Annotated in this window: 28 protein-coding genes and 1 pseudogene; 17 read left to right on the top strand and 12 right to left on the bottom strand. The window is 42.4% G+C overall.

The annotated features are described in order from the left end of the window. Positions 1-71: 71 nt before the first annotated feature. The gene (locus EAE89_RS18035) at positions 72-1,145 is read right to left on the bottom strand and encodes a FliC/FljB family flagellin (protein ID WP_214086351.1); all 1,074 of its coding nucleotides are present in this window, start codon (positions 1,143-1,145) and stop codon (positions 72-74) included. A gap of 274 nt (positions 1,146-1,419) precedes the next feature. On the opposite strand from EAE89_RS18035, the gene fliD reads away from it, so the two are divergent. The 3 genes from fliD to fliT are packed head-to-tail and all read left to right on the top strand — an operon-like array spanning position 1,420 to position 3,653. Continuing rightward, positions 1,420-2,856, top strand: a complete 1,437-nt coding sequence (fliD, locus tag EAE89_RS18030; RefSeq protein ID WP_054478157.1) for a flagellar filament capping protein FliD — start codon at positions 1,420-1,422, stop codon at positions 2,854-2,856. Positions 2,857-2,868: 12 nt separating this feature from the next. After that, positions 2,869-3,279: a flagellar export chaperone FliS gene (gene fliS, locus EAE89_RS18025; RefSeq protein ID WP_054478154.1), complete on the top strand. Its 411-nt coding sequence runs from the start codon at positions 2,869-2,871 to the stop codon at positions 3,277-3,279. Next, positions 3,279-3,653, top strand: a complete 375-nt coding sequence (gene fliT / locus EAE89_RS18020) for a flagella biosynthesis regulatory protein FliT (RefSeq protein ID WP_214086350.1) — start codon at positions 3,279-3,281, stop codon at positions 3,651-3,653. Before fliS ends, fliT begins: the two co-directional genes overlap by 1 nt. 393 nt (positions 3,654-4,046) lie before the next feature. Here fliT and EAE89_RS18015 read toward each other — a convergent pair whose 3' ends face one another. Both EAE89_RS18015 and fliE read right to left on the bottom strand, forming a co-directional pair. Then, entirely contained in the window at positions 4,047-4,823 is a 777-nt protein-coding gene (locus tag EAE89_RS18015; protein WP_214086349.1) for a DUF2829 domain-containing protein, read from the bottom strand. A 710-nt stretch (positions 4,824-5,533) separates the two neighbouring features. Then, positions 5,534-5,845, bottom strand: a complete 312-nt coding sequence (gene fliE / locus EAE89_RS18005) for a flagellar hook-basal body complex protein FliE (protein WP_054478144.1) — start codon at positions 5,843-5,845, stop codon at positions 5,534-5,536. A gap of 284 nt (positions 5,846-6,129) precedes the next feature. Here fliE and fliF point away from each other — a divergent pair, with 284 nt between their 5' ends. From fliF to EAE89_RS17935, 14 genes are all read left to right on the top strand, one after another. After that, entirely contained in the window at positions 6,130-7,833 is a 1,704-nt protein-coding gene (gene fliF / locus EAE89_RS18000) for a flagellar basal-body MS-ring/collar protein FliF (protein WP_214086348.1), read from the top strand. Beyond that, a complete protein-coding gene (gene fliG / locus EAE89_RS17995) occupies positions 7,830-8,822 on the top strand; it encodes a flagellar motor switch protein FliG (RefSeq protein WP_054478139.1) in 993 nt (330 codons plus the stop codon). Before fliF ends, fliG begins: the two co-directional genes overlap by 4 nt. Then, positions 8,815-9,519 (top strand): flagellar assembly protein FliH, encoded by a 705-nt coding sequence (gene fliH, locus EAE89_RS17990; protein ID WP_214086347.1) that lies wholly within the window; start codon positions 8,815-8,817, stop codon positions 9,517-9,519. The genes fliG and fliH overlap by 8 nt, the downstream gene beginning before the upstream one ends. After that, complete coding sequence (gene fliI / locus EAE89_RS17985; protein ID WP_214086346.1) at positions 9,519-10,886, top strand: flagellar protein export ATPase FliI; 1,368 nt, start codon at positions 9,519-9,521, stop codon at positions 10,884-10,886. Before fliH ends, fliI begins: the two co-directional genes overlap by 1 nt. A 42-nt stretch (positions 10,887-10,928) precedes the next feature. Then, entirely contained in the window at positions 10,929-11,372 is a 444-nt protein-coding gene (gene fliJ, locus EAE89_RS17980) for a flagellar export protein FliJ (protein WP_054478132.1), read from the top strand. Further along, on the top strand, positions 11,372-12,664 hold the full coding sequence (locus tag EAE89_RS17975) for a flagellar hook-length control protein FliK (RefSeq protein ID WP_214086345.1): 1,293 nt from the start codon (positions 11,372-11,374) through the stop codon (positions 12,662-12,664). Before fliJ ends, EAE89_RS17975 begins: the two co-directional genes overlap by 1 nt. A 312-nt stretch (positions 12,665-12,976) precedes the next feature. After that, on the top strand, positions 12,977-13,453 hold the full coding sequence (gene fliL / locus EAE89_RS17970) for a flagellar basal body-associated protein FliL (protein ID WP_054478128.1): 477 nt from the start codon (positions 12,977-12,979) through the stop codon (positions 13,451-13,453). A gap of 5 nt (positions 13,454-13,458) precedes the next feature. Continuing rightward, complete coding sequence (fliM, locus tag EAE89_RS17965; protein WP_054478127.1) at positions 13,459-14,463, top strand: flagellar motor switch protein FliM; 1,005 nt, start codon at positions 13,459-13,461, stop codon at positions 14,461-14,463. Further along, entirely contained in the window at positions 14,456-14,875 is a 420-nt protein-coding gene (gene fliN, locus EAE89_RS17960) for a flagellar motor switch protein FliN (RefSeq protein WP_054478126.1), read from the top strand. Before fliM ends, fliN begins: the two co-directional genes overlap by 8 nt. Before the next feature lies 1 nt (position 14,876). Further along, complete coding sequence (gene fliO / locus EAE89_RS17955) at positions 14,877-15,329, top strand: flagellar biosynthetic protein FliO (RefSeq protein WP_244866589.1); 453 nt, start codon at positions 14,877-14,879, stop codon at positions 15,327-15,329. A gap of 76 nt (positions 15,330-15,405) precedes the next feature. Then, complete coding sequence (fliP, locus tag EAE89_RS17950) at positions 15,406-16,095, top strand: flagellar type III secretion system pore protein FliP (protein WP_149616773.1); 690 nt, start codon at positions 15,406-15,408, stop codon at positions 16,093-16,095. A 20-nt stretch (positions 16,096-16,115) separates the two neighbouring features. Next, positions 16,116-16,385, top strand: a complete 270-nt coding sequence (fliQ, locus tag EAE89_RS17945) for a flagellar biosynthesis protein FliQ (RefSeq protein ID WP_054478125.1) — start codon at positions 16,116-16,118, stop codon at positions 16,383-16,385. Positions 16,386-16,387: 2 nt separating this feature from the next. Beyond that, entirely contained in the window at positions 16,388-17,170 is a 783-nt protein-coding gene (gene fliR, locus EAE89_RS17940; protein ID WP_054478124.1) for a flagellar biosynthetic protein FliR, read from the top strand. A gap of 97 nt (positions 17,171-17,267) precedes the next feature. Then, entirely contained in the window at positions 17,268-17,675 is a 408-nt protein-coding gene (locus tag EAE89_RS17935; RefSeq protein WP_054478121.1) for a cytidine deaminase, read from the top strand. Positions 17,676-18,005: 330 nt separating this feature from the next. On the opposite strand, the gene EAE89_RS17930 is transcribed toward EAE89_RS17935, so the two are convergent. The 9 genes and pseudogenes from EAE89_RS17930 to EAE89_RS17890 form a co-directional block, all read right to left on the bottom strand. Then, complete coding sequence (locus EAE89_RS17930) at positions 18,006-18,422, bottom strand: type II toxin-antitoxin system VapC family toxin (protein ID WP_054478208.1); 417 nt, start codon at positions 18,420-18,422, stop codon at positions 18,006-18,008. Next, the gene (locus tag EAE89_RS17925; RefSeq protein WP_054478120.1) at positions 18,422-18,676 is read right to left on the bottom strand and encodes a type II toxin-antitoxin system Phd/YefM family antitoxin; all 255 of its coding nucleotides are present in this window, start codon (positions 18,674-18,676) and stop codon (positions 18,422-18,424) included. The genes EAE89_RS17930 and EAE89_RS17925 overlap by 1 nt, the downstream gene beginning before the upstream one ends. Positions 18,677-18,941: 265 nt before the next feature. Beyond that, the gene (locus EAE89_RS17920) at positions 18,942-21,029 is read right to left on the bottom strand and encodes a DNA methyltransferase (RefSeq protein WP_054478119.1); all 2,088 of its coding nucleotides are present in this window, start codon (positions 21,027-21,029) and stop codon (positions 18,942-18,944) included. Between the two features lies 1 nt (position 21,030). Continuing rightward, positions 21,031-21,483: a hypothetical protein gene (locus EAE89_RS17915; protein ID WP_214086344.1), complete on the bottom strand. Its 453-nt coding sequence runs from the start codon at positions 21,481-21,483 to the stop codon at positions 21,031-21,033. After that, positions 21,461-21,874 (bottom strand): hypothetical protein, encoded by a 414-nt coding sequence (locus tag EAE89_RS17910; protein WP_054478114.1) that lies wholly within the window; start codon positions 21,872-21,874, stop codon positions 21,461-21,463. The genes EAE89_RS17915 and EAE89_RS17910 overlap by 23 nt, the downstream gene beginning before the upstream one ends. Before the next feature lie 310 nt (positions 21,875-22,184). Beyond that, positions 22,185-23,045 (bottom strand): hypothetical protein, encoded by an 861-nt coding sequence (locus tag EAE89_RS17905; RefSeq protein WP_244866587.1) that lies wholly within the window; start codon positions 23,043-23,045, stop codon positions 22,185-22,187. 68 nt (positions 23,046-23,113) lie between these two features. Next, positions 23,114-23,875 (bottom strand): hypothetical protein, encoded by a 762-nt coding sequence (locus tag EAE89_RS17900; RefSeq protein ID WP_214086343.1) that lies wholly within the window; start codon positions 23,873-23,875, stop codon positions 23,114-23,116. 69 nt (positions 23,876-23,944) lie between these two features. Further along, on the bottom strand, positions 23,945-24,805 hold the full coding sequence (locus EAE89_RS17895) for a hypothetical protein (RefSeq protein WP_244866585.1): 861 nt from the start codon (positions 24,803-24,805) through the stop codon (positions 23,945-23,947). A 68-nt stretch (positions 24,806-24,873) separates the two neighbouring features. After that, positions 24,874-25,322: pseudogene (locus EAE89_RS17890) on the bottom strand (hypothetical protein); the annotation flags it as partial.

Genomic DNA, 25,322 nt, shown 5'->3' with positions numbered 1-25,322 from the left:
CCGGCGAACCGATCCTTAATTTATTTGGATTTTTACGTGAATCAGGTTCACATATTGCCCTAACGGAACGATTAGCGCAGCAGAGACAATACAGTCTGAGGAACTTGGTTAGCCTGAGCCAGAACCGCAGTACCAGCCTGTTGCAGGATTTGACCACGGCTCATGTTAGACACTTCGGTTGCGTAGTCAGCATCTTCGATACGGCTACGAGCTGCGCTCAGGTTGTTAACAGTATTGTTCAGGTTGTTAACGGTAGATTCCAGACGGTTCTGGATAGCACCCAAAGAACTGCGCAGGCTGTCAACTTTTGACAGAGCCTTGTCTAAAGATGTTAATGGCTTAGCATCATCGTCAACTTTAGCTGTTTTTTCACCAACCGTGACATTACCCGTTTTAGTGTCAATAGTGGCCTTATAAAATACTTCTTCACCACCGTTACCTTTACCCGTTACAACATATTGACCATCAATTGCTTTACCATCTTTATCGTTGGCTGCCTTGACTTTGATATCAGTAACATCAGCAATAGTTGGTGGGTTTACCTTAGTCTCAGTATTACCATCAGCTCCACCTTTAACAGTCGCGATGTCAGTACCAACACGTACTCCACCTAATGAACTAACATCAAATGTATTCAGCGCTAGAGTCTCACTATCAATTTTTTCCAGATTAATTTTGATAACTTCGTTATCGTTAGCGCCAACCTGAATGGTCATTTCGTTCTTTTCACTTAGAACATGAACACCATTAAATTGAGTCTGTTTAGAAATACGATCAATTTCCTTTAAACGCTGAGTAACTTCTTCCTGGATAGATTTAGTATCACTCGCAGAGTTGCTGTCGTTTTGAGCCTGAACAGTTAGTTCACGAATACGTTGTAAGTTGGTGTTAATTTCGTTCAGTGCACCTTCGGTAGTCTGTGCAATAGAGATACCGTCGTTAGCGTTACGTGCTGCCTGAGACAAACCTCTAATATTTGCAGTGAAACGGTTAGCGATCGCTTGACCAGCCGCGTCATCCTTCGCGCTATTGATACGCAGACCAGAAGACAGACGCTCAATAGCGCTACCCAAAGTACCCTGGGATCTATTCAGGTTATTCTGAGTCAGCAGGGACAGGCTGTTGGTGTTGATGACTTGTGCCATAGTTAGAGTTCCTTTTTAAAATCAAGTCGATATATAAGTTTGGGGTTTACCCACGGTGTTCATCACCGCCAACAGTTTTATCGGCGCTCCTCAAAGAACCTTTAATTTTTCTTGAAAAAACTTTTTCTTTTTTATCACTCCTCCCTTATAAGCCAAACAGCGCCCGTTCTTCGCGATTATTCTTACCATCAAAAAATTATTTTTATTAGTAAACTTTTTTCGAAACTTACCGATAACCGGTTCAATAAAGATTTACTAATAAAGGAGTCAATAAATGGCTAGCATTTCTTCATTAGGCGCCGGGTCGGGGATGGATCTGGGCTCTATATTGGATAAACTTCAAGCAGCAGAACAAAAACGTTTAGTACCGCTGACAGAGCAGCAAACCAGTTATAAAGGTAAGCTAACCGCTTTTGGTACATTAAAAGGCAGTTTAGAAAAACTGGAAACTGCGTCTGAATCACTGAAAAAGTTCGATAAACTTAACACAACCACTGCCAGCGAAAAACATGATGCATTCGTTGCCAGTACTGATTCTAAAGCCAGCCCGGGTAACTACAGTATTGAAGTTAAGCAATTGGCACTGGCACAATCATTACGGACAGAAAAAGTCAGTAATATCAAAGAGTATATGGGTGAATCTTTGGGTGAAGGTAAAACCCGGACAATTACCATTACTCAGCCTGGTGAAAAAAAGCCGATGAAAATCGAGCTGACAGACGGACAAACATCCATTCTTGAGCTCCGTGATGCCATTAATAAACAAGAAGGTAATGTCAACGCTAGTCTTATTAAGGCCAAAGATGGCGAAAACTATTTAGTGCTGACGGCTAAAAAAGCTGGCACTGAATCAAAGATGACAATCAAGGTTGAAGGTGACAATAAACTTGGTAAGTTTCTGAACTACACTCCAGGCACAGATGGCAATAAAGACACAGGTGCATTAATTCAAAAAGTTGAAGCAAAAAATGCAATCTTAAAAGTTAACGATATCGAAATTGAGCGTCAGACAAACCATATTACCGATGCACCCGAAGGCGTTATTCTGGATCTGAAAAAAACGACCGAAAGTAAAGATAAACCCGGGGTACATAAACCAGAAATTCTGGTCGTATCCCGTGATATTGAGCCGATGAAAGAGGCGATTAAAAACTGGGTTGATGCTTATAATGAATTACAAACGACGTTTGATTCACTGACCAAATTTAAGCAAGTAAAACAGGGTGAAGAGCCGTCGAAAGATAATGGTGCTTTATTAGGTGACAGCACATTACGCGGAATACAAAACCAGCTAAGAAGCCAGATTTTCAGCTCTCAGGCGGCTAATGATATTCCAACCCTGAATAAGCTAGGCATTAAACAAAAGTTTGACGGCAAACTGGAAATTGATAACGAAAAGCTGGAAAAAAATCTAAAAGAAAAGCCGACTAATGTGAAAGCGTTCTTTATGGGTGACGGTAAAAAAACGGGTTTTGCTACCCAGACACATAAGCTATTAAAAGATGCTCTGGATAGCCAAGGTACCTTAGTTACCGCGACTGATGGCATTAACAAGCGTCTAAAAACACTTGAGAAACAAGTGGACAGGACGAAAGAGAATATTAACGAAACAATTGAACGTTATAAACGCCAATTTTCACAACTGGATAAAATGGTCTCTTCCTTGGGAAAAACCGGTAGCTTCCTATCACAATTACAGCAAATGAGATAATTAAAGGAAATTATGTATCAACGTTCGGCAAGTCAATTATATGCCCAGATAGATATGGAGAGCGAAATTATGAATGCCTCCCCCTATCAGTTGATTCAGATTTTGTTCAACGGGGCGCTTAGCGCCCTACGTCGAGCAATTATTCTGATGGAACAAGGTAATATCGCGGAAAAAGGTGCAGCTATTTCCAAAGCGATCAATATCATTGATAATGGCCTTAAACAGGGGTTAGATAACGAGAAAGGCGGAGAGCTGGCACACAATCTTGCTTCCCTTTACGACTATATGACCCAACGTTTACTCTACGCTAATTTACGCAATGATGAGCCAGCCATTACCGAAGTAATAAAGTTACTCACCGAGATTTCAGACGCTTGGCGGCAAATTGGCCCTCATTACAACGCCAGTCAGGATATTGTTTAATGGATAATAAAATGGATCTTTTGTCAGCTTACCAACAGATCCTAAGTTTAAGTGAGCAAATGCTTAATTTAGCTAAAAATGAAAAATGGGATGAACTTGTTGATATGGAAATCACCTACCTCAAAGCAGTAGAAGTGATCAGCCACTCTTCAATATCATCGACGACTTCTCTTTCGTTACAGCAAAAAATGACCAACATTTTGCAGATAATTTTAGATAATGAAAATGAGATTAAAAAACTACTACAGAAAAGACTTGATGAATTAAGTAAACTCATTAAACAAGCAAGCCAACAGCAATTATTAAATGATAGCTACGGCCAATTCCCTGTTGAACCCTACCATACTCTTATGAGTTCTACGGAACAAAAGTAATTGAGAAATAAAGGTGATGTACTCTCATCACCATTATTTACCCGTTTTGTGAGTTTGGTTTAGGATGTCTTTAAAACCTTGTAGTATCCCGGTCTACAAATCAGGATTGTCCTTCATCTTCATATTCTATCCCCATCACGACCAATAGGTATTATTGATTATTGAGCTGTTATATGTAGCCCTGTGATTTAAGTTGATTGTGAAAAATAAAAAGACCACGCAGGAGCGCAGCTTTGAATAATCTAGTAATACAAAAATTCCAGATATTTAGTTGTAAACTCTAAGTTTACTACTGATATATACGAAGAATCTCCCCAGTTGCCCGTCTCTTAACCAGAATTCTGACTAAGATACAGAGCATTTGCCAAGGTTGAAAAAAATTAGCTATATAAATTAATCATGCCAATTACAGTAGAAACGGAAGGTTTTACCTATTTGTTTTAACAGATTACCTACTTTCTCAGCTTCACTACTTTTATAGTATGGAGCATAACAAGATGACTCTTTTATATAATGTCCAAGATAGTATTTGGTTTCATCCACTGTAATTGTTAGTTTTTTACTTGTAACACTCGTTAGATGATCCTTGTGTATAGATAATTGGGTCAGATTTATATTTAATGTATATCCATAAATAAGATCTTCGCTTTCTTGCCAATAAAAACCACTAACAGTTTCATTCACACTGCTTATATTGTTTTCAATCGTAACTAAGTTACTATTACTATGATCCCCCCATTCTTTATATGATTCTCTTTTCAAAGTTTCATATGGCGTTGCATCGAAAACCAACATGTATTCATAAGGGACTGAAATATCAACATTTAATTCCCAATCACAAGCCATCATATCTTCTTGCGTTGGCTGCCACGGTACAAAATTGCCATGCTCGTTACGCAGATCAATATGCGTCAAATAATCATATTTAGTGCCAACGGCAACACCATCAACAGCGTAAGCACTGCCTTCTTCTACTGTTAAATCATTTACACGAGGGGTAATAGCCAAATACATCTTTTTATCACTCCAGACAGAACGAGCGACAAGTTTGCGTAGTTTTAATTGAATCAAAGCCCAAGAAAAAGAACCAACCGGAGCAATAACACTATGACATTCATATTGCTTAGGATCAAACGGACATTCATTTTCAGGTTTCATAACTTCAGACATATTATTTCCTTATATCTATAAATAATTAAAAATTAAACCACATGATTTAACTTTTAATCTATTATTAAACATTCAGTAAATTTTTATTGATTAATGCAACCGACATAAAACTAAGATTCAATTATAACAGGATATACCGTTCATTCTCTTTATCGTTTTTTGATACTTATCAATAAGTTAAAGTTAATCTCAGAAATTAGAGTTGAAAGTTATTATTCGAAACCGTGAAACCTTAAATATTTTATTGACTATGAGTTTTACAACATTTAATTAAATCGCTAACTACAACAAGCATTCAACCAAAACATACGGTAAAGTTGCAAATTCAGTTAACCGCAATAAACACGGCTAAAGAACCAGATGATATGAACGCTCCGAGTTGGAAACTTCATCCGCTAAAAGGGGCTGATTATAACAAAATGGGTAGCACTGAAATGTGAACAGAAAAGCAATCTCAGTATGAGCTATGGATTGCCTTTCAACACAAAAGACCAGAAATAAAACCGATGGAATGTCCTGCTTGCAGCGCCGCAGAACTTATCCACGACACTCGCGATCTGTCTTATTACCTACAAGGGTGAAACTACAATTATTCCTGCGGAATCGGGACGTGTCATATGCGAAATGCGCGCATTCTCGAAGCAGGTCAACACAGCTATTGTCGATAATATAAAAGGTTGATAATGATAGATATCAATAAATTAATATACCTACACCTGCATATTCATAATCTCCTGATAAGAAGCCACCAGCTTATTTTTTGCCTGAACGCCTATTTGCAAGGAGATACTGGATTTTTGCATATCCACCATCACATCATTCAATTCAACACCGGGTACACCCAGTGTAAAATCCTGAGCTTGTTTTGTGGCATTCAAACGTGTTTGGTTAATTTTACCAACAGCCGTTGCGAGTTGACTGGTAAATCCCCCCTGCAACGGTATTGGCTTTGCGATACTTGCCGCTTGTAACGCCTGAGCCTGCATCTGTTGCAGAACCCCTTCAATTGCCGGAATTGACATAAAAACCTCGTGTTAAACCACCCTATACCTTACACAATTCAATGCCATATTAACCCAAGATACATACGGCACATTTTCACGCTGCCACCCTAACATAGCCCTCTCAATCTAAAGCGGGTAATTAACGTAAAAAGTCAGGGCTTATTGTGCCATTAAAAGATGAGTGAACAGCGAATAATGACAAGACTGAAAATAGGAAGAATTCTTTCGCTTGCGTATAGGGAGTCTGTTTTGTTACGCCACGCTTTTAGTATTCATGTTGAACAGCAAGGCAAGGATCGTCTATGAGTGCCGCAACAACCGACATTGAAAATCAAACTAATGGTTTCAATACGATTATTAATCGGATAAAAGCTGATCCTAAAGTGCCATTATTGGTTGCAGGCAGTGCAGCCGTTGCTATTGTCATTGCCCTTTTCCTGTGGTTACGCAGCCCCGATTATCGGGTGCTTTACAGTAATCTAAGCGATAAAGACGGTGGCGAGATTGTCACACAACTAACCCAATTAAATATCCCTTATCGTTTTGCCGAAAATGGCTCTGCTATCACGATCCCTGCCGAGCAGGTGCATGAGACGCGGCTAAGACTGGCACAACAAGGATTACCTAAGGGTGGAGCTGCTGGGTTCGAGCTACTCGATAAAGAAAAGTTTGGTATCAGCCAGTTCAGTGAACAAGTTAACTACCAAAGAGCATTGGAAGGTGAACTGTCACGGACAATTGAATCTTTGGGGCCTGTACAAAATGCTCGCGTTCATCTTGCGCTACCCAAACCTTCTCTGTTTGTTCGTGAACAAAAATCCCCTTCAGCCTCCGTTACCGTTGGGTTACTGCAAGGCCGTACATTGGATGAAGGCCAGATAAATGCCATTGTCCATATGGTTTCCAGTAGTGTTGCGGGGCTTCCACCGAGCAATGTCACCATCGTTGATCAAGCTGGGCGCCTATTGACACAAGCCGATGCCACCGGACGTGATCTTAATACCAGTCAACTAAAATACATTCAAGAAGTAGAAAACCGCTTCCAGCATCGTATTGAAGCTATTCTGGCCCCGGTTGTCGGTCGTGGTAACGTTCACGCCCAAGTGACTGCCCAGGTAGACTTTTCACGCCGTGAAGAAACTGCAGAAGAATACAAACCTAATCAACCGCCTAATCAGGCAGCGGTTCGTTCAAAACAGTTAAGTGAAAGTGAGCAGAGTGGTAGCCCCCGGATTGGTGGTGTTCCCGGTGCACTTTCTAATCAACCAAGCCCGCCACCGAGCGCGCCGATTGATAAACCCAATACCAAAGATAACAACAAAAACGACAAGAGCGATAAGAAATCATCATCCGCCGGTAACAGTAACGAGCGCATGGTGAACAGTAATCGCAATAACCGCCGTGATGAAACCACCAACTATGAAGTGGACCGGACTATTCGTCATGTGCAACAACAAGCAGGCGGTGTTGAACGCTTGTCTGTCGCGGTTGTCGTCAATTATGTCACTGTCGATGGCAAAAATGGCCCGGAGACGCAGGCGCTGACACCAGAACAATTAGCGAAGATAGAAGCGCTAACCCGAGAAGCTATGGGCTTTTCTAAAGAACGTGGCGACAGTTTAAATGTAGTTAACACACCATTTACTGAGAGCAAAGAAAATATCGAGGTTATTCCGGTATGGCAGAACCCTGTTCTATTGGAAAAAGCCTTTGATTTGGGTCGCTACCTGCTATTGATTCTGGTGGCATGGCTGCTGTGGCGCAAAATGGTGGTTCCTCAACTCGCTAAAAAACGTGCCGCAGAAAAAGCTGCGATTGAAGCACAAAAAGTTCAGAAAAGACAACCTACTGAATCCAATGCAGAAATGGATGAAAGAGCCCGCCAGAGACTGACGCGTCAACGGGTCAGTGCTGAAATTCAAAGCCAACGTATCCGCGAACTGGCAGAAAAAGATCCTCGCGTTGTAGCGCTGGTGATCCGTCAATGGATGAGTAACGAACAATGAGCCTAAACGGAACAGAAAAAAGCGCCGTCATGTTAATGACCTTGGGAGAAGATCAGGCGGCAGAGGTGTTTAAACACCTGAATTCCAGGGAAGTTCAGCAACTTAGTATTACAATGGCAGGCATGCGCCAGGTTTCCAACCAGCAACTGGTCGATGTACTGGCAGAATTTGAAGAAGATGCTGGCCAGTATGCGGCTCTCAGTATCAATGCCAGTGATTATCTGCGTTCGGTGTTGATTAAAGCACTCGGTGAAGAACGCGCCTCCAGCCTGCTTGAGGATATTCTTGAATCCCGTGAAACCACCACAGGTATTGAGACCCTCAACTTTATGGAACCCCAAATGGCTGCCGATATGATCCGGGAAGAACATCCACAGATCATTGCCACCATTCTGGTTCACTTAAATCGCGGACAGGCCGCCGATATTCTCGCGCTGTTTGATGACAAATTGCGTAATGACATCATGTTGCGTATCGCCACTTTTGGCGGAGTCCAACCGGCTGCGTTGGCCGAACTGACAGAAGTCCTTAATAACCTGTTAGATGGTCAGAACCTCAAACGCAGCAAAATGGGCGGTATTCGTACTGCGGCTGAAATTATCAACCTAATGAAAAGTCAACAGGAAGAGAATGTTATCGAAGCAATGCGTGCTTACGATAATGAACTGGCACAAAAAATCATTGATGAAATGTTCCTGTTCGAAAATCTCATTGATGTGGATGACCGCAGTATCCAGCGTCTGTTGCAGGAAATCTCTACCGACTCCCTGCTCATTGCACTGAAAGGCTGCAACCAGCAACTACGCGACCACTTCCTCAACAATATGTCTCAACGTGCCGCAGAGATTATGCGTGACGACCTGGCAAACCGTGGTCCGGTACGCATGTCTCAAGTGGAAAGCGAACAGAAAGCCATTCTGCTTATTGTTCGTCGTCTGGCAGAAAGCGGTGAGATTATCCTGAATGGCGGCGACGATAGCTATGTCTGATAAGTTGAACAATGCCGGCTGGCAGCCATGGAAACCCAATGAACTCACTCAGTGGGAGAAACTTCAGGCCAAACCAGAGCCTGTTGACGACTCACAGGAAACCGCTGAGCGTGATGACATCCTTCAGCAGGCAGCAATGCTGGATAACTTGAAAGAACAAGCGCGGCAAGCAGGCCATGAACAAGGATTCGCCGAAGGTCAGGTTCAGGGCTATGAAAAAGGCTATCAGACCGGCTTAGAAGCTGGTCTGGAACAGGGATTGCAGGATGCAAACCAGCAGCAGCAACCCATCACAGAACAGTGGCAAAATATGCTGGCTGATTTCCAGCATTCACTTGAAGGTCTCGATACCATTATTGCATCCCGTTTGATGCAACTATCATTGACCGCCGCAAAACAGATCTTAGGACAACCGGCGATTTGTGATGGTACTGCCCTGCTCAATCAGATCCGTGAATTTATCCAACAGGAACCGATGTTCAGCGGTAAACCACAACTCCGGGTTCATCCACAAGATCTTCCAATGGTTGAGAAGCAACTGGGAAATACGCTCTCACTACACGGTTGGCGTTTACTGGCAGATAACAAACTGCACCCTGGTGGTTGCAAAATCAGTGCAGATGAAGGCGATTTGGATGCTAGCCTGGCTACTCGCTGGCATGAATTATGCCGGCTGGCAGCTCCGGGAGAATTGTAATGACGGCAAGACTCGGACGTTGGTTAGCAACACTGGATGCTTTTGAGCAGAAGCTAGAGAAAACTTCACCGGTTCGTCGTTATGGGCGTCTGACCAGAGCAACAGGGCTGGTCATGGAGGCAACAGGCTTACATCTGCCGCTGGGAGCGACATGTCTGATTGAACGGCAAAATGGCGGCAATATTGAAGAAGTTGAAAGTGAAGTCGTTGGTTTTAATGGTGACAAGCTTTTATTGATGCCTCTTGAAGATTTGGAAGGTATTGTACCCGGCGCCCGTGTTTATGCCCGCCCGTACAGCGGCGAGGATTGCAGTGGTGGGCGCCAGTTACCGCTTGGCCCAGAACTACTAGGGCGGGTGTTGGACGGTGCTGGCCGCCCACTGGATGGATTTCCATTACCAGATACCGGCTATCGCGCTCCACTGACCACACCGCCAATTAACCCTCTGCAACGCACCCCGATCAGTGACGTACTGGATGTCGGAGTACGGGCGATCAATGCCCTACTCACAGTAGGTCGTGGACAGCGTATGGGGTTGTTTGCCGGTTCCGGGGTGGGTAAAAGTGTTCTTCTTGGCATGATGGCGCGCTATACACAGGCAGATGTGATTGTCGTTGGCTTAATCGGAGAACGTGGCCGCGAAGTTAAAGACTTTATTGAAAACATCCTTGGTAAAGCTGGTTTAGCCCGCTCAGTGGTCGTCGCCGCGCCTGCCGATATCTCACCTTTATTGCGAATGCAAGGCGCATCCTACGCGACCCGTATCGCAGAAGATTTTCGTGACCGGGGTAAGCACGTATTACTGATTATGGATTCATTGACCCGCTACAGTATGGCGCAACGCGAAATTGCCTTAGCCATTGGTGAGCCACCGGCAACCAAAGGCTATCCCCCTTCTGTTTTCGCCAAACTTCCGGCGTTGGTCGAACGTGCAGGAAATGGCGTTAATGGTGGTGGCTCGATTACTGCGTTCTATACCGTACTGACCGAAGGTGATGATCAGCAAGACCCAATAGCCGATGCGGCCAGGGCTATTCTGGATGGTCACATTGTGCTTTCCCGTTCGCTCGCAGAATCAGGCCACTACCCGGCAATTGATATTGAAACCTCTATCAGCCGCGCCATGACGTCACTCATTGATAAACAACATTACCGGCAGGTACAGCAATTCAAACAACTGCTCGCAAGTTATCAGCGTAACCGTGACCTTATTAATGTTGGCGCCTATGCCGCAGGTAGTGATCCGCTCCTAGACAAAGCGATTGGACTTTATCCCTACATGGCGCAATTTTTACAACAGGATATTGACGAACGTAGTGAATATGCAGCTGCCTGTACTCAACTACAACAGTTGTTACCTGTGTAACGTAATGATTTTCTATCTGTTGTCATTAAAGCGAGGAATAAGATGCAGCAACAATCACCTCTCATAACCTTGCGTGAACTTGCACAAAATGCGGTGGAAAAAGCAGCCACTCACCTTGCACAGGTTCGTCAAAACCATCAGCAAATGGAGCAACAACTTGCAACATTGATAGGTTATCAAGATGAGTACCGAGTACGCCTGAACGACACACTCAGTAGCGGTATGCCATGTACAACCTGGCAAAACTATCAGCAATTCATGAAAACGCTGGAAAAAGCGGTTGAACAGCACAAATTGCAACTCAATCAATGGCAACAACGGCTTGATACCGCTTTATTACAGTGGCGGGAAAAACAGCAGCGTCTCAATGCCTTTGATACTTTGCAACAGCGGGCGGATAACAACCGAAGATTACATCAGAACCGAACGGAGCAAAAACAAATGGATGAGTATGCCCAACGTAGCGCACAATGGAGAAATAAATAATGAATATCACTCTTTTGCCTGCTGACCTGAAATCGGCAGAAAACCCGCAAATGTACAGTGATTCACTCACTGACTCCGAGCAACCTTCGGCTTTTGCTCAATTGCTTAATCTGGAAACCGAACCGGCACAGAAAGGTATGATTAAACCGGGAAAAATATCATCTAAAGAAGGAAAAGAGATCACGGATGATACCAACAACGATTTATCACCTTTATTATCTATTTCCCCTGAAATACCAACGGAATCTATTAACTCCTCACTGATTCCCCTTGATGTAAAAGTAGAAGTAAACAAACAGCCAGTTCTTGTTGATGAAAAACTCATGTCAGCAGAAGCATTGGCGGCAAGTTTACCCGTACAATTATCCGGGTTAGCTATCAGCTCAGAAAACCAGAAAAGTAGCCTCCTCCAGCCCGACGGACTTATCAAGCATAATGATAAAAACCGTCAAATTACTGCTAAAGAATTAGTTGTTACGGGCTTATCGACTGAGGAAAATCCTCTGACAACGATTCCAGAGCAGCTAAAACAGGAAGAAGAAAAGGCGGAGGTGCTTTTTAAAATCAAGCCTGAAAACGGACTGGTGCAACATTCTCCAGTAAAATCCAAGCTTGCCCCGGCAACTATTCAGCACGGAATTCAACCTGAAAGTACAACACAAAATCATCCACGTGAATCCGTACTGATTCAGACCACCGCTCAAGCTGAGATCCAGCCCGCGCCGACCGCCACTGAAAATCAACAAACCGGGCAAATCTCCGCTGTAACAACCTCTCCCCTGCTCTCCGCAGGGCACAATCAGACAGCACAGTTTCAATTGTCCAGTGCTTCAACACCTTTACTGAATGCTCAGTTGGGTAGTGAAGAGTGGCAGCAACAATTAAACCAGCAAATCATGCTGTTTAACCGCAACGGCCTGCAACAGGCAGAACTACGCCTGCATCCACAAGAACTGGGTGCATTACAAATCCGTATGTCTGTTGAAGATAATCAGGCCCAATTACATCTGGCATCGGCTCACAGCCATGTCCGGGCTGCGCTAGAAGCGGCATTACCTAGCCTTCGTCATGCTTTAGCAGAAAGTGGCATTCAACTGACTCAAAGCAGTATCAGCAGTGACAGCTCCAGCCCGTGGCAACAAGAACAACGGTCTGGTTCACAAAATTCCGGCAACGGCAGAGACCATAACGCTAACACCTCACCAGAAACCCTTGTTGCTACCGAATCCACCATAAATTTAACACCTCATCAATTGGCATCAGTCCGGGGAGGTGTAGATATTTTCGCCTGATGGTGGAAAGTATTTATACCCAATAGATTTCAAGTTGCAGTGCGGCGGCAAGAGAACGCATCCCCAGGATGCATAGATAACGATGTGACTGGGGTAAATAAAAGCAGCCAACAAAGTAGCAACTTGAAAAATGAAGGTTATCAACGAGGTTCATAACAAACAAACGAACGAGTTAGTGGTTTTTTCCCCGTTTGTTCCAGCTATTGCCAGCGAAAATACGCGGGATAATTACTACCGATATTGATGGATAAGCAAGTCCACCACGGAATGAGTGGATACTTGTCCGCAACGAAAACAGGAATTTATCTGTCCATGTCTGACTATAGCTACGAGCGTAAACGCAAAAATCCATTTTGGATAATATTGTTAGTACTGATTGCCGTTATCGGTGCCGCCATCGGGGGATACAGTTGGTGGGCACTTAAACAGGCAGGAGAGAGTGACTCAGTGGCATCAAAAACCATAGAGGTCCCTGTATTTATGACTCTGGAGCCTTTTACCGTCAATCTTATCGACAACGAAGATCACTTTGACCGTGTGCTCTATATCGGTGTGACTTTACGTTTAGCCGATGAAAAAACCCGCCAGCGCTTCCATGAGTATCTACCGGAAATTCGTAGCCGTATGTTGTTACTACTATCACGCCAGAAATCAGCAGAGCTGGCTCATGACAACGGCAAACTGCGTCTGATGGCTGACATCAAACAAACGCTTAGCCCAACATTGGTACCAGGTGAGCCGGATCAGGTTATCACCGATGTACTGTTCACCACGTTTATTCTGCGATAATCAGCATGAGTGACAATATTCTTTCACAGGCAGAGATTGATGCTCTGCTCAATGGCGACAGTGCCAGTGACGATGCGGAAAATACTGCGTCCAGGGAAAATGAGGTTCGCCCTTATGATCCTAATACACAACGCCGTGTTGTCCGGGAACGCCTGCAAGCACTGGAAATTATTAATGAACGCTTTGCCCGTCATTTCAGGATGGGGTTGTTTAACATGCTCCGCAGGAGTCCTGACATTACGGTCGGTGCAATAAAAATCCAGCCTTATCACGAATTTGCCCGTAATCTAGCGGTACCGACCAACCTTAATCTGGTGCATCTGAAACCATTACGGGGAACAGCGCTGTTTGCATTCGCGCCGAGCCTGGTTTATATCGCAGTAGATAACCTGTTTGGTGGTGATGGGCGTTTTCCGACCAAAGTAGAAGGTCGCGAGTTCACTCATACCGAGCAGCGGGTGATTAACCGGATGCTACGGATGGCGTTGGACTCCTATCGTGATGCCTGGGATTCCATTTTCAAAATCGAAGTGGAATATGTGCGCTCTGAAATGCAGGTGAAATTCACCAACATCACCACATCACCGAACGATATTGTTGTTACAACACCGTTTCAGGTGGAAATCGGGGCACTAAGTGGTGAATTTAACATCTGTATTCCATTTGCCATGATCGAACCATTACGGGAACGATTGACCAACCCACCGCTGGAAAATGTCCGGCAGGAAGACAGCCTATGGCGGGAAAGCCTGGTAAAACAGGTTCAACACTCAGAACTGGAACTGGTCGCTAACTTTGCAGATATCCCGTTGAGGTTGTCAAAAATCCTGCAACTTCAGCCGGGCGATATATTGCCTATTGATAAACCCGAACGCCTGATCGTTCACGTTGACGGTGTGCCAGTACTCACCAGCCAATACGGAACATTAAACGGGCAATACGCCCTGCGTGTCGAACATCTTATTAACCCTGTTTTAAATGCTCTGGATGAGGAACAGCCCAATGAGTGATGCTAAGCAACCCACAGATACCGCTGCAACCGGATCTGCCGAAGATATGTGGGCAGAAGCTCTGGAACAACAGGCCGCGCAACAACAAACCTCTGACAGTAACGCGGCGATTTTTGAATCTCTGGAGCCTCAGGATGCACTGGCTCACTTATCGGATATTGACCTGATTTTAGATATTCCAGTCAAACTATCCGTAGAGCTGGGCCGGACAAAAATGACGATTAAACAACTGCTAAGATTATCCCAAGGTTCAGTCGTTTCTCTTGATGGTCTTGCCGGGGAACCGTTGGATATTTTAATCAACGGATACCTGATTGCTCAGGGTGAAGTGGTGGTTGTATCGGATAAATACGGTATCCGTATTACCGATATCATTACACCTTCTGAACGTATGCGTCGCTTGAGTCGCTAACATGGCTTTCCAGCCTTCTCTGCATAATGGCGCGACAGAACCTGTCGCGCAAACTCAGGCTGTTACTCAGGTAGCAACCTCCGCCCCACTTCCCGCTGGTCAAACATTGATGCAAGTCAGCAGTGCGCTGGCGGGGGTTTTGCTGTTGATTTTCACCATTACCTGGTTAGTACGCCGTATGGGGCTAATGCCTGGTAAAGGAAAAACTCAGCAACAATTGAGTATCAAAGCCAGTTGCTCTCTTGGGCAACGTGAACGTGTCGTTATTGTGGAAGTCGAAAATAACTGGCTAGTATTGGGTGTGACTGCCCAGCAAATTAATTTGTTACATCAAATGCCAATACCTGAATCCAGCCGTAATAACCCCGAAGGACAAGCCGTAAAACCAGCACTGTTTGGTCAGATTTTAAAAAATACGTTGACGCGCCAAGGCAAGGATGATGAAAAAAAGTAGTTCTTTCTTTATGACCAACCATAAATTCGCGTTGTCATGTCGCTTGGCGATTACGCTTATTGCGCTTATTTTACCCATGGATGTCTCGGCACAATTACCAGGGATTATCAGTCAACCACTCGCCAATGGTGGACAAAGCTGGTCACTGCCGGTTCAGACTTTAGTTTTTATTACCGCGCTGGGTTTTATTCCCGCTGCTTTGCTAATGATGACCAGTTTTACCCGTATTATTATCGTACTGGGTTTACTGCGAAATGCTTTAGGCACGCCATCGGCGCCACCTAATCAAGTCTTACTGGGGCTGACTTTATTTATGACATTTTTCATTATGTCACCGGTTTTCGATAAAGTTTATCAGGATGCTTATCTGCCTTTCAGTGAAGATAAAATCAGCCTGGAAACCGCTTTAGAAAATGGAGCCAAACCCTTGCGGCAATTTATGTTGCGTCAAACAAGGGAAAACGATTTAGCCCTGTTTGCTCGTCTTGCCGATCAACCGCCGTTTGAAACAGCAGATTCGGTTCCTATGCGAGTCCTGATGCCAGCATTTATTACCAGTGAGCTAAAAACCGCGTTCCAGATTGGTTTTACCCTGTTTATCCCATTTCTGATTATCGACTTAGTAGTCGCCAGTGTTTTAATGGCATTGGGGATGATGATGGTGCCCCCCGCCACCATTTCATTACCTTTTAAACTTATGTTGTTTGTATTGGTTGACGGTTGGCAATTACTACTGGGTTCTCTGGCACAAAGTTTCTACGGTTGACCTAAAAAGAGACAAATATTATGACTCCTGAATCGGTAATGGCATTGGGCACAGAGGCAATGGAAGTCGCACTGGCGCTGGCAGCACCGCTGCTTTTAGCGGCTTTATTATGTGGTTTAATTGTGAGCTTATTACAAGCTGCGACACAAGTTAACGAAATGACACTGTCATTTATTCCCAAAATTTTGGCGGTATTTGTCACAACTGTTATCGCAGGTCCCTGGATGCTGAATTTATTTCTGGACTACATGCGTGAACTCTACAGCAGCATCCCCGTGATAATTGGCTAATCATGATATCTTTTGACAGTGCAATGCTGAGCCAGTTTGTCAGTGAATTTTTCTGGCCGCTGGTTCGGGTACTTGCGTTATTCAGTACTGCACCATTATTCAGTGAAAAACAGGCCACCAAGAAAGTCAGAATCGGGTTGGCCGTGATGGTAACGCTGCTCTTGATGCCAAACCTGCAACCAGCCCAAGTCCCCATTTTCTCTGTCGCCGCATTTTGGGTGCTGGTCCAGCAAATCCTGATTGGTGCATCACTCGGCCTTACTATGCAAATTGCTTTTGCCGCCGTGCGCCATGCGGGTGAAATAATTGGTTTACAAATGGGACTTTCATTCGCCACCTTTTTTGACCCTTCCGGTGGCCCCAATATGCCTATTTTGGCACGAATCTTTAACCTTCTGACTTTGCTTTTGTTTTTGGCTTTTGACGGTCATTTGTGGTTATTATCAGTTCTGGCAGATACATTTCAGGTTATTCCAGTACAACCATTGCAACTGAGTGCTCAAGGATTTCTACTTCTGGCACAAAGTGCCAGTATGATATTTATCAACGGCATGATGCTAGCTTTACCATTGATCACGCTATTACTAACGTTGAATTTATCGTTGGGGATTTTAAACCGGATGACACCACAACTTTCCATCTTTGTGGTTGGTTTTCCGTTAACGCTCACCACCGGTATATTGGTACTAACGCTTTTAATTCCCATGTTAGCGCCATTTACTGAACGTATGTTTAGTGAATTATTTAATCGACTGGCCGTAATTATCAGTGGAATGGTTATTTGAAAACATTTTTTAAACCAAATTAGTATCTTAGTTTATAATATATTTTTAACAACATCTAAAAAATTATTTTCGAAGATATTAATGGAGCAGTAAATTAATGAATATAGAACAAGAGTTATATCATGCTGCGGTTAACTTAATTGAAAAACGATACCCCAAAGGATGGGGTGGTGCAGCCGTAGTACGGACAAAATCGGGTAAAATATTAACCAGCATTGCCCCTGATACCAAAAATGACGCGTTATCTCTTTGTATGGAAGTTGGTGCCTATTTAGAAGCCCATAAACTGAATGAAGCAGTAACACACTCCTTATGTCTCTGTCGTGAAGATGCCGGTTGTGAATATATCATTTTGACACCATGCGGAATCTGTCAAGAACGCCTGGTTCATTGGGGAGGCTCCGTAAAAGCGGCTGTCACTAATGAGAAAAACGAGCTGTTATTTAAAACAATACGTGAATTACAACCTTATCATTGGTCATCTGTTAATGGAGAAACGTTGTAATTTTAATTAATTATTTTATATCCGGCTCTCCCGGGGATTCGCTCCCTTGCCGTCACTATCCATCTTGAAATCTATTGGGTATAAAGTGCTGTAAGCACCAACGGGGGTTCGACAACAGGTGCTATTACAGGCCAGATAATACCCCACCATCATTCCTGTCTCTTGATCACATTTACAGGTCAAAAGACTGGGCTAGCCGGTAACCTTCCTAGATGGTTTGTAACATAAACCATCCTTCTTTTTCCGGTTCTGTCGCATTAAGGGGGCTAGGGGTAACCACTTGAATTCGAAAGCGGTCGAAAAACAACTGTTTTCCGGCCACCATTGGATTTACTCCCACGGATTGAGGATCGTCACCCCTGTGGACTTAAAATCGGCTACGTTGCGAGTGACTACAGTCATACCATGCACAAGAGCCGTCGCTGCAATAAGCGCATCACGCTCACAGCTCTTGTCAGGTACGTGTAACCGGGCGCAGCGTTGCGCCACGGCTGTATCGACGGGTAGCGTTCGCCCAGAAAACTCCGGCAAAACATGTTGCTCCAGCCATGCACGCAGCATGGCCCCCTGCGTGGCGTCCTTACGCTCAATCAACAAAACACCAAGCTCTAATTCCATGATAGTGATGGCGGATACATAAAGGCTGGCGGCATCGACGCTTTCAGTCCATGCTGCAACGTTCGGATCGGCCTTACCAACCCGAACTTTTCGTAGTTCGGACACCACGTTGGTATCGAGTACGTACATCATGAGAGGTCAGCCGGACGGGTTTCGATAGTCACGCACTGCGGCTCAAACTCAATATCCGCAACGCCCGGCATAGCCAGCGAATCGGCAATATTGCGATACTGCTTTGTAAGCAACCGGTATTCTTCGATGCTCAACAGCACATGAGCAGGTTTACCACGGTCTGTGATGAATACGGGGCCGTTCTTGGTCTCCTTCTTTGCGCGGGTAACGTCCTGATTCAGCTCTCGGCTAGATAAAGTCGTAATAGTCATGGCAGCAGCTCCTACCTGAATTTAACATGTAGTTATGTTACTACAAAAACAAACGATAGTGCAAGTTTTGTTCGTTTTTCCATATCACAAATAGACTCCTTAAAACATATATACCCATATACCCAACAGAATCAATATTGATACCGCCGCCCATGTTTTTGTGTACGGTACCTATTATTTTTCATACTGTTAATATGGCGATCAGAGTCTATTGATAAAATCGTATTGATTGAACAAAATTATCAATATCCACCTATTGGTCTGATCATTTAAGCAATATCTTTTTACGCTGAACACATATTTCAACAGACCATTTAATCAGGTCAATCGTCGATTCTCTATCCATTCGAAGGCATGAAGCAACCGTAATTGCCTGAGAACAAGCAATTACAAAGCAGTCTCCTGCGCTTAGATTTCTTTCAACAACGTCGAATCGTTCAATATAATCACTGAATCGGGAAAAGATTTCATCCTGTGGGTTCTCAATTTTTGGCGGATTAACTTCCTTTTTACAAACCAAAATTGCATCAAGATTGATAGGTTCCTTTGCTGCGCTTTTAGGGCTGGCAACAGACATTTCAGCTTTTACCGGGTGAGCAGCTACAATGTCAAAACCGGCTTTAGTGACAGAATCATATATTGCCATCCAACCGTCTATCGTCGAATGATGATAACTGAAACACAAGAGACCATCTTCTTTAAGCACTCGGTTGCATTCCTTAAAAATACTGCAAATTTTCCTTGTGAAACTTTCGTTATCCCTATCTTGGACTTCGTTTTCGTGTGATGAATCTTTCCTATTCAAATATCCATATTCGCCACTAAGCGCATTAGAAAGCCAAGCATAGAAAAAGTCACTCAATTCACTATAGTGAACAAAATCAAAATACGGTGGATCAGTAATTACAGCATCAACCGATGAATCAGGGATAGGAAGTGAAGAACTGTCCGCATTCAAAATCAAAGCACCTTGAGAGGCGTTTTTGAACGTTTCCCATGACTGGGTAGGATTTACCCTTATCGGATCACTGCAAACGATTTTCTTTGAAAAACATTTTACCCCATTGTTTTTAATGAATACTTCAAAGGGTTCATCAAGATAGGTCTTCGCCTTAATCAAACGACTTTCAAATAATGTCGAAAATGTACCACTACTTTTTCCCGGTGTGCCCCATACACTATTTTCTAACGGTGTTCTCTCTGGTTTCAAAATATGGTTCGAAAACATATGACGAACAGCACCAGTACCCTCTCCCTTAAAACTACAAAACAGGTTATTAAATTCAAGTGTTCCGCTGAACAGGCAAACAAAATGATCTCGAATCACCTTATCTTTAATCTTCAATATCCGCTGAAGCAATAATCCAAGGCATAACAATTGACGTTCATTAAAGAAGTCACACCAATTATTATAATTATATCCACGTGCTTGGTTTGTGTTATATCCGGGTCTAACCTTCATGGTGGGTAATGGAAGATCACCTTTGATCAGGGAAAGACGTTCACACGCTTCATTAAAAAGGTCGTAGTCATATTGGGTCGGTTTGATATAGACCTTTTCACCTGCTTCGTTAAGCGCCATGATGGCATACAATTTATGCTTTGGTGGATACTCTTTGCTAGATACCAGCTCTTTAATTTTGTATTCATTACCTTTACTGTCAACAATTTTTGTTCCCTTGGCAGGTCCATTTTGGGGGTTAAAGTTATGTGAGCAGCAAGAGCATTTAATGTCAGTACTATTGTATTTCTCCACAATAATAGATTCGCATGACGGGCACCATATTTGCGAATCCGGTTTCTTGCTAGCATAGGCATTTTTACTGAATACATAACTTGAAAACAACGGAATTTCTTCCCCCTCTGGCGTGGAAACAACCTTCACCCAAAAATAGTAAAGTGCTGGAGTAGATTTTGAAGCGCCGGGAACCATTGTTGTATAGTAGGAAAGGATTTCCTCTTTTACATCCCGTTCAATGGATTTAAATTCTTTTTTCAGTTCATTTATATTCACGCTAGTCATTGCTTGTGTGACTAAGAATGTACTCACTGGGTTAACATCACATCCTATAATACTTGCTCCAAGCTTTGCCGCTTCCCCCAATGTGGTTCCCGAACCCATAAAAGGATCAAGCACAACCTTTCCGGGATGTTTTTGATATTTGTAAAAATCCTTCCATTGACCTTCAGTAAGAGCACCAGAAACAATAGAACGGAATACACTTCCTAAACGCTTCGCCCACCACTTATGAATGTGGTAGATGGGACGGTTAATTTCCTTTCTGTAACTTTCGATTTCCGCAATTGGATCAATCTGCTCGAAAGGGAAATCATTTTCAATGACATACTTCATATTATTTTATTAACACTGGCATAGAAACAGATGTACGCGGTTTTGCTATACGTGCTTTGCAGTCAGCAAAAATATCTTCAATCAGAACAGGTTCAACAGATTGATCAGGTTTACCATTATCAATGATATTGTATAAAAAGTTGTTTTCGTAAATGTCATACCTTGATACTTCTTCTGTAGCCAGGTGCGATATCTGAAGATTTTCACAATCAAATTTTTTCGCTACAAAAACCTTTCTTGTATGAAAACACTTTAATTTATAGTTTAGCGGATTAGGGTACGTATACATTGCCCGATGACGAACAGAGCCCTCACCATACGGACCATGGTTATACTCGCTTTGGTTCGCAACTTTGGCTTTTTTATAAAGATTAAAGTCATAATTGATGAAATCACCATGCATCAAAATAAAAGTGACAATACTGCTACTGTCATTGCTCAATAATGCGTACATGTAATAAACAAGGAATATCGACTATTGCATTGTCCATCTTTATCAGAGCAGTTCCGCACGGCAAGCAACTATTGTAATCCATAGTAAGACCACGTGAATCAGCGCCATTCGGCTTCTGAATTAGCTTTTTAACTTCAACTCCAACAATGATACCTGTTTGCTTGTCACGAATAATAATATCAGGAGTAGTCAGCTTACCTGAACGAACAACTTCCAATTCAGGAAATGCTTGTTGGAGTTTTTGTTCAATCAAGCAATCAAAGGGATCGTCTTGAACTGTACCAACCAAGGAAGGCACACGTAGGTCAATAGGTATAGCGCCATTATCATCAATCTGACCATAAAAGTAATCATAAACGGCTTTCATTATTTGATGTTCATTGTGGTACATGCACAATCCTTAAAGTTATTTTTTAATATTGGTTATTGCTTTCAACCGGTTCCATGCGATGGTGTCCTGAAACCCTGCCCGCTTTAGGCGTTATACCGTAACGACTTTCGCAAAAAAGATCAAAAGGGAAATCAAATAACACAGTAACCAAAACTAAATCTAGAAAACATGGTCAATTACGAAACAAAAGGACCAGGATTTTGCAATCACAAACCGCACTGCGCATATTAACTGAAAGCATATTTTTTCCTTCTTCCTCAGTATTAACTGCAAAAACAGTTAATACTGAGTGAGTTAAAACAAACCATAGCTATCTTGAAATCACCACTTTTCCATTGATTAAAGAGAAAAACGGGTTAAACGTAAATCCATCTTCACTATTATTTTTATCTTCAATTAATAGTGGAGATTGTATCCCATCTTTAACTTCAAACCGGAATAACCGGCCATCCATATAACGCACTAATTTATATTTACTCCAGTCTATCGGTACTGCATGATAGCCTTTATCAAAGTAATGTTTAAAATCCAACGAATCAAAATCAATTTGCTCAGTACTATTATTTGCCTGAGCTTCCTCATGCAACGTTAACTGATAAGCTGTTTTTAATGCTATCAAGTCTTGGTTTTTCAACATTTGCCAAATATCTTCATAGGCTTTTTTAACCAGTTCAGAACTTATTTCTGTTTTTGGTAAAGGTATAGCTGTAGCCCAAGCCCAGACAGGCAAATCATTTAATATGATTGCCCGTTCTGTATGAAAATAAAATTCATTAGGGTACTCTTTCGTCGTAATCTTACTGGATTGTGCAGTATCGATATTAAAATTAATGGATTGCTTACTATCAGGCTCTAATGTGCCGTTCTTGTCTACCACCCTGGTAATAATATTAGTGATTTCATCGGAATCATAGGGAGTTACCTTAACCAGACGAACCTTGCATTCTGCATCTTTTTCTTTATAAAAATATTTATTATCCCTGGCGCTTAATGGACCCATATCAAGACTAAGAATATTTTTACCATTTTGCAATAGTGGAGCTATGTTATAACCTGTCGATATCGTGCCAGATCTTGAATCAAAATTATCTAATATAAAGATCCCATTTACCTTTAACATACAGAGTGCTTGGTTTGTTTCTAAGTAACTAATATATTTAACTTTATCCATTGCACTTCTCCCATAAGCGGATAATGATAGTGAAAATAACATCATAAAGAATAATAAAAATTTTTTCATTATGATAACCTCAGTTTATATATTGATTTTTCTTTTGGTAACTTAGGATATATCTCCCATTTTTCTTGTTTTTTATTACTACTATTTTGATTAAATTTACTGCTTTTAGTTTTTGATCTACCTTTCCCCATCCCAAACTCCACATAATAACTGGCCGTAATCCCTTCATGGAAAAACACCAGATATAACCCCTTATCCTGCTTATCCAGTTCAAAGCATCCCTGCACTTCAATATCTGCATCCGCTTTAAAATACCCCTCCACCAGATAATATTTAAATCCCACCTGTATATTAGTTTCTGCTCTAATCGCTAACGTCCCTTTAACCATCTCTCCTAACTCGAATTCCATTTCATGCGCTTCATTACTGGCATATTTAAATGCTAAGTTTAATGCCCCTTCCAACACCATATCTAATTGTGCCCCCAGATAAAGCAGGTTATCGCGGGAAAAACTTATTTTATAATCCGTGCCCGGCCCTGCTATCGGATTTTTACCTAATTCATAAAATTGAAACGCCGCATTATCCGGGCTATAAAAAATCGCCCGGGGGCATTGCGCATTTTCCGTGATACATCTTTTTCCCACCACTGAAATAGTCACCGGGATACCCCCGGTTTCATCAATCACCCAAATATCACCAATCGGTTCAATCTGGTTATAATTGAAAACCCGTTTACCGACTTTTAACACCAATTTATGAATACAGGGGTCCGGGATTTTGCAATCACAAACCGCACTGCGCATATTAACTGAAAGCATATTTTTTCCTTCTTCCTCAGTATTAACTACAAAAGCAGTTAATACTGAGTGAGTTAAAACAAACCATCACTACCTTGAAATCACCACTTTTCCATTGATTAAAGAGAAATAAGGGCTAAATGTAAATCCATTTTCACTGTTATTTTTATCTTCCATCAATAAGGGGGAGTTGTTACTTTTATCAACTTCAAACCGGAATAAGCGACCATCCATATAACGTATCAGTTTATATTTATTCCAGTCTATCGGTACCGCCTGATAACCGTTATCAAAATCTTCCTTAAAATCATAAGAATCAAAATAACTTTGTTCTGTACTGTTATTAGCCTGCGCATTTTCATGCAACATTAATTTAGCCGCCAACTGTAATGCTGCCAAATCTTTGTTTTTCATGATTTGCCAGATATCTTCATAGGCTTTTTTAACCAACTCCGTGCTTGCTTCCGTTTCCGGCAAAGGCGTAGCCGTCGTCCAGGCCCAGACAGGTAAATCATTTAATGTCACTGTTCGCTCTGCGTAATAGAATCCCCTATCTTTAAGGTTTTTTTCCGTAATTTTACTGTAGCTAACGGTATCAATATTAAAATTGACGGATTTCATACTATTAGGCTCTGCCACGCCTTTTTTATCTGCCACACTGGCGACAATATTTGTGATTTCATCGGACTGGTAAGGTGTCACTCTTACCAACCTGACTTTACACTCCGCATCCTTATCTTTATAAATATATCCCTCCTTTGCATCACTAAATGGCGCCATTTCGATATAGATAGTATTCTTACCATTTTGCAGTATCGGAGCAATATTATACCCGGTCGATATAGTACCAGTAATTGAATGCAAGCTACTTAATGTATATATTTCATTGACTCTCAGGACACAACGCGCCCGATTAGTTTCTAAATAAGTGATATATTTAACTTTATCCATTGTACTTTCCCCATAAGCGGATGATGATAGTGAAAATAACATCATGAAGAATAAAAAAATCTTTTTCATTACGATAACCTCAGTTTATATGTCGATTTTTCTTTTGGCAGTTTTGGATATATCTCCCACTTTTTTTGTGTTTTATTATCTTTTCCGTCTTCTTGCTTAACCGAATTGTTGTCACTTTTAGATGGTTTACTCCCCATCCCAAACTCCACATAATAACTGGCAGTGATGCCCTCATGGAAAAACACCAGATATAACCCCTTATCCTGCTTATCCAGTTCAAAACATCCCTGCGCTTCAATATCTGCATCAGCCTTAAAATACCCCTCCACCAGATAATATTTAAACCCCACCTGTATATTAGTTTCTGCTCTAATCGCTAACGTCCCTTTCACCATATCCCCCAGTTGAAATTCCATTTCCCTCTCCTCATTGCTGGCATATTTAAATGACAGATTTAACGCGCCCTCCAGAATCATATCTAATTGCGCCCCCAGATAAGCCCCATTCC

Source organism: Photorhabdus heterorhabditis, assembly GCF_018448905.1.
GTDB lineage: Bacteria > Pseudomonadota > Gammaproteobacteria > Enterobacterales > Enterobacteriaceae > Photorhabdus > Photorhabdus heterorhabditis.
Note: the sequence above shows the minus strand (reverse complement) of the source record. Positions and strands in the feature narration are given on the sequence as shown.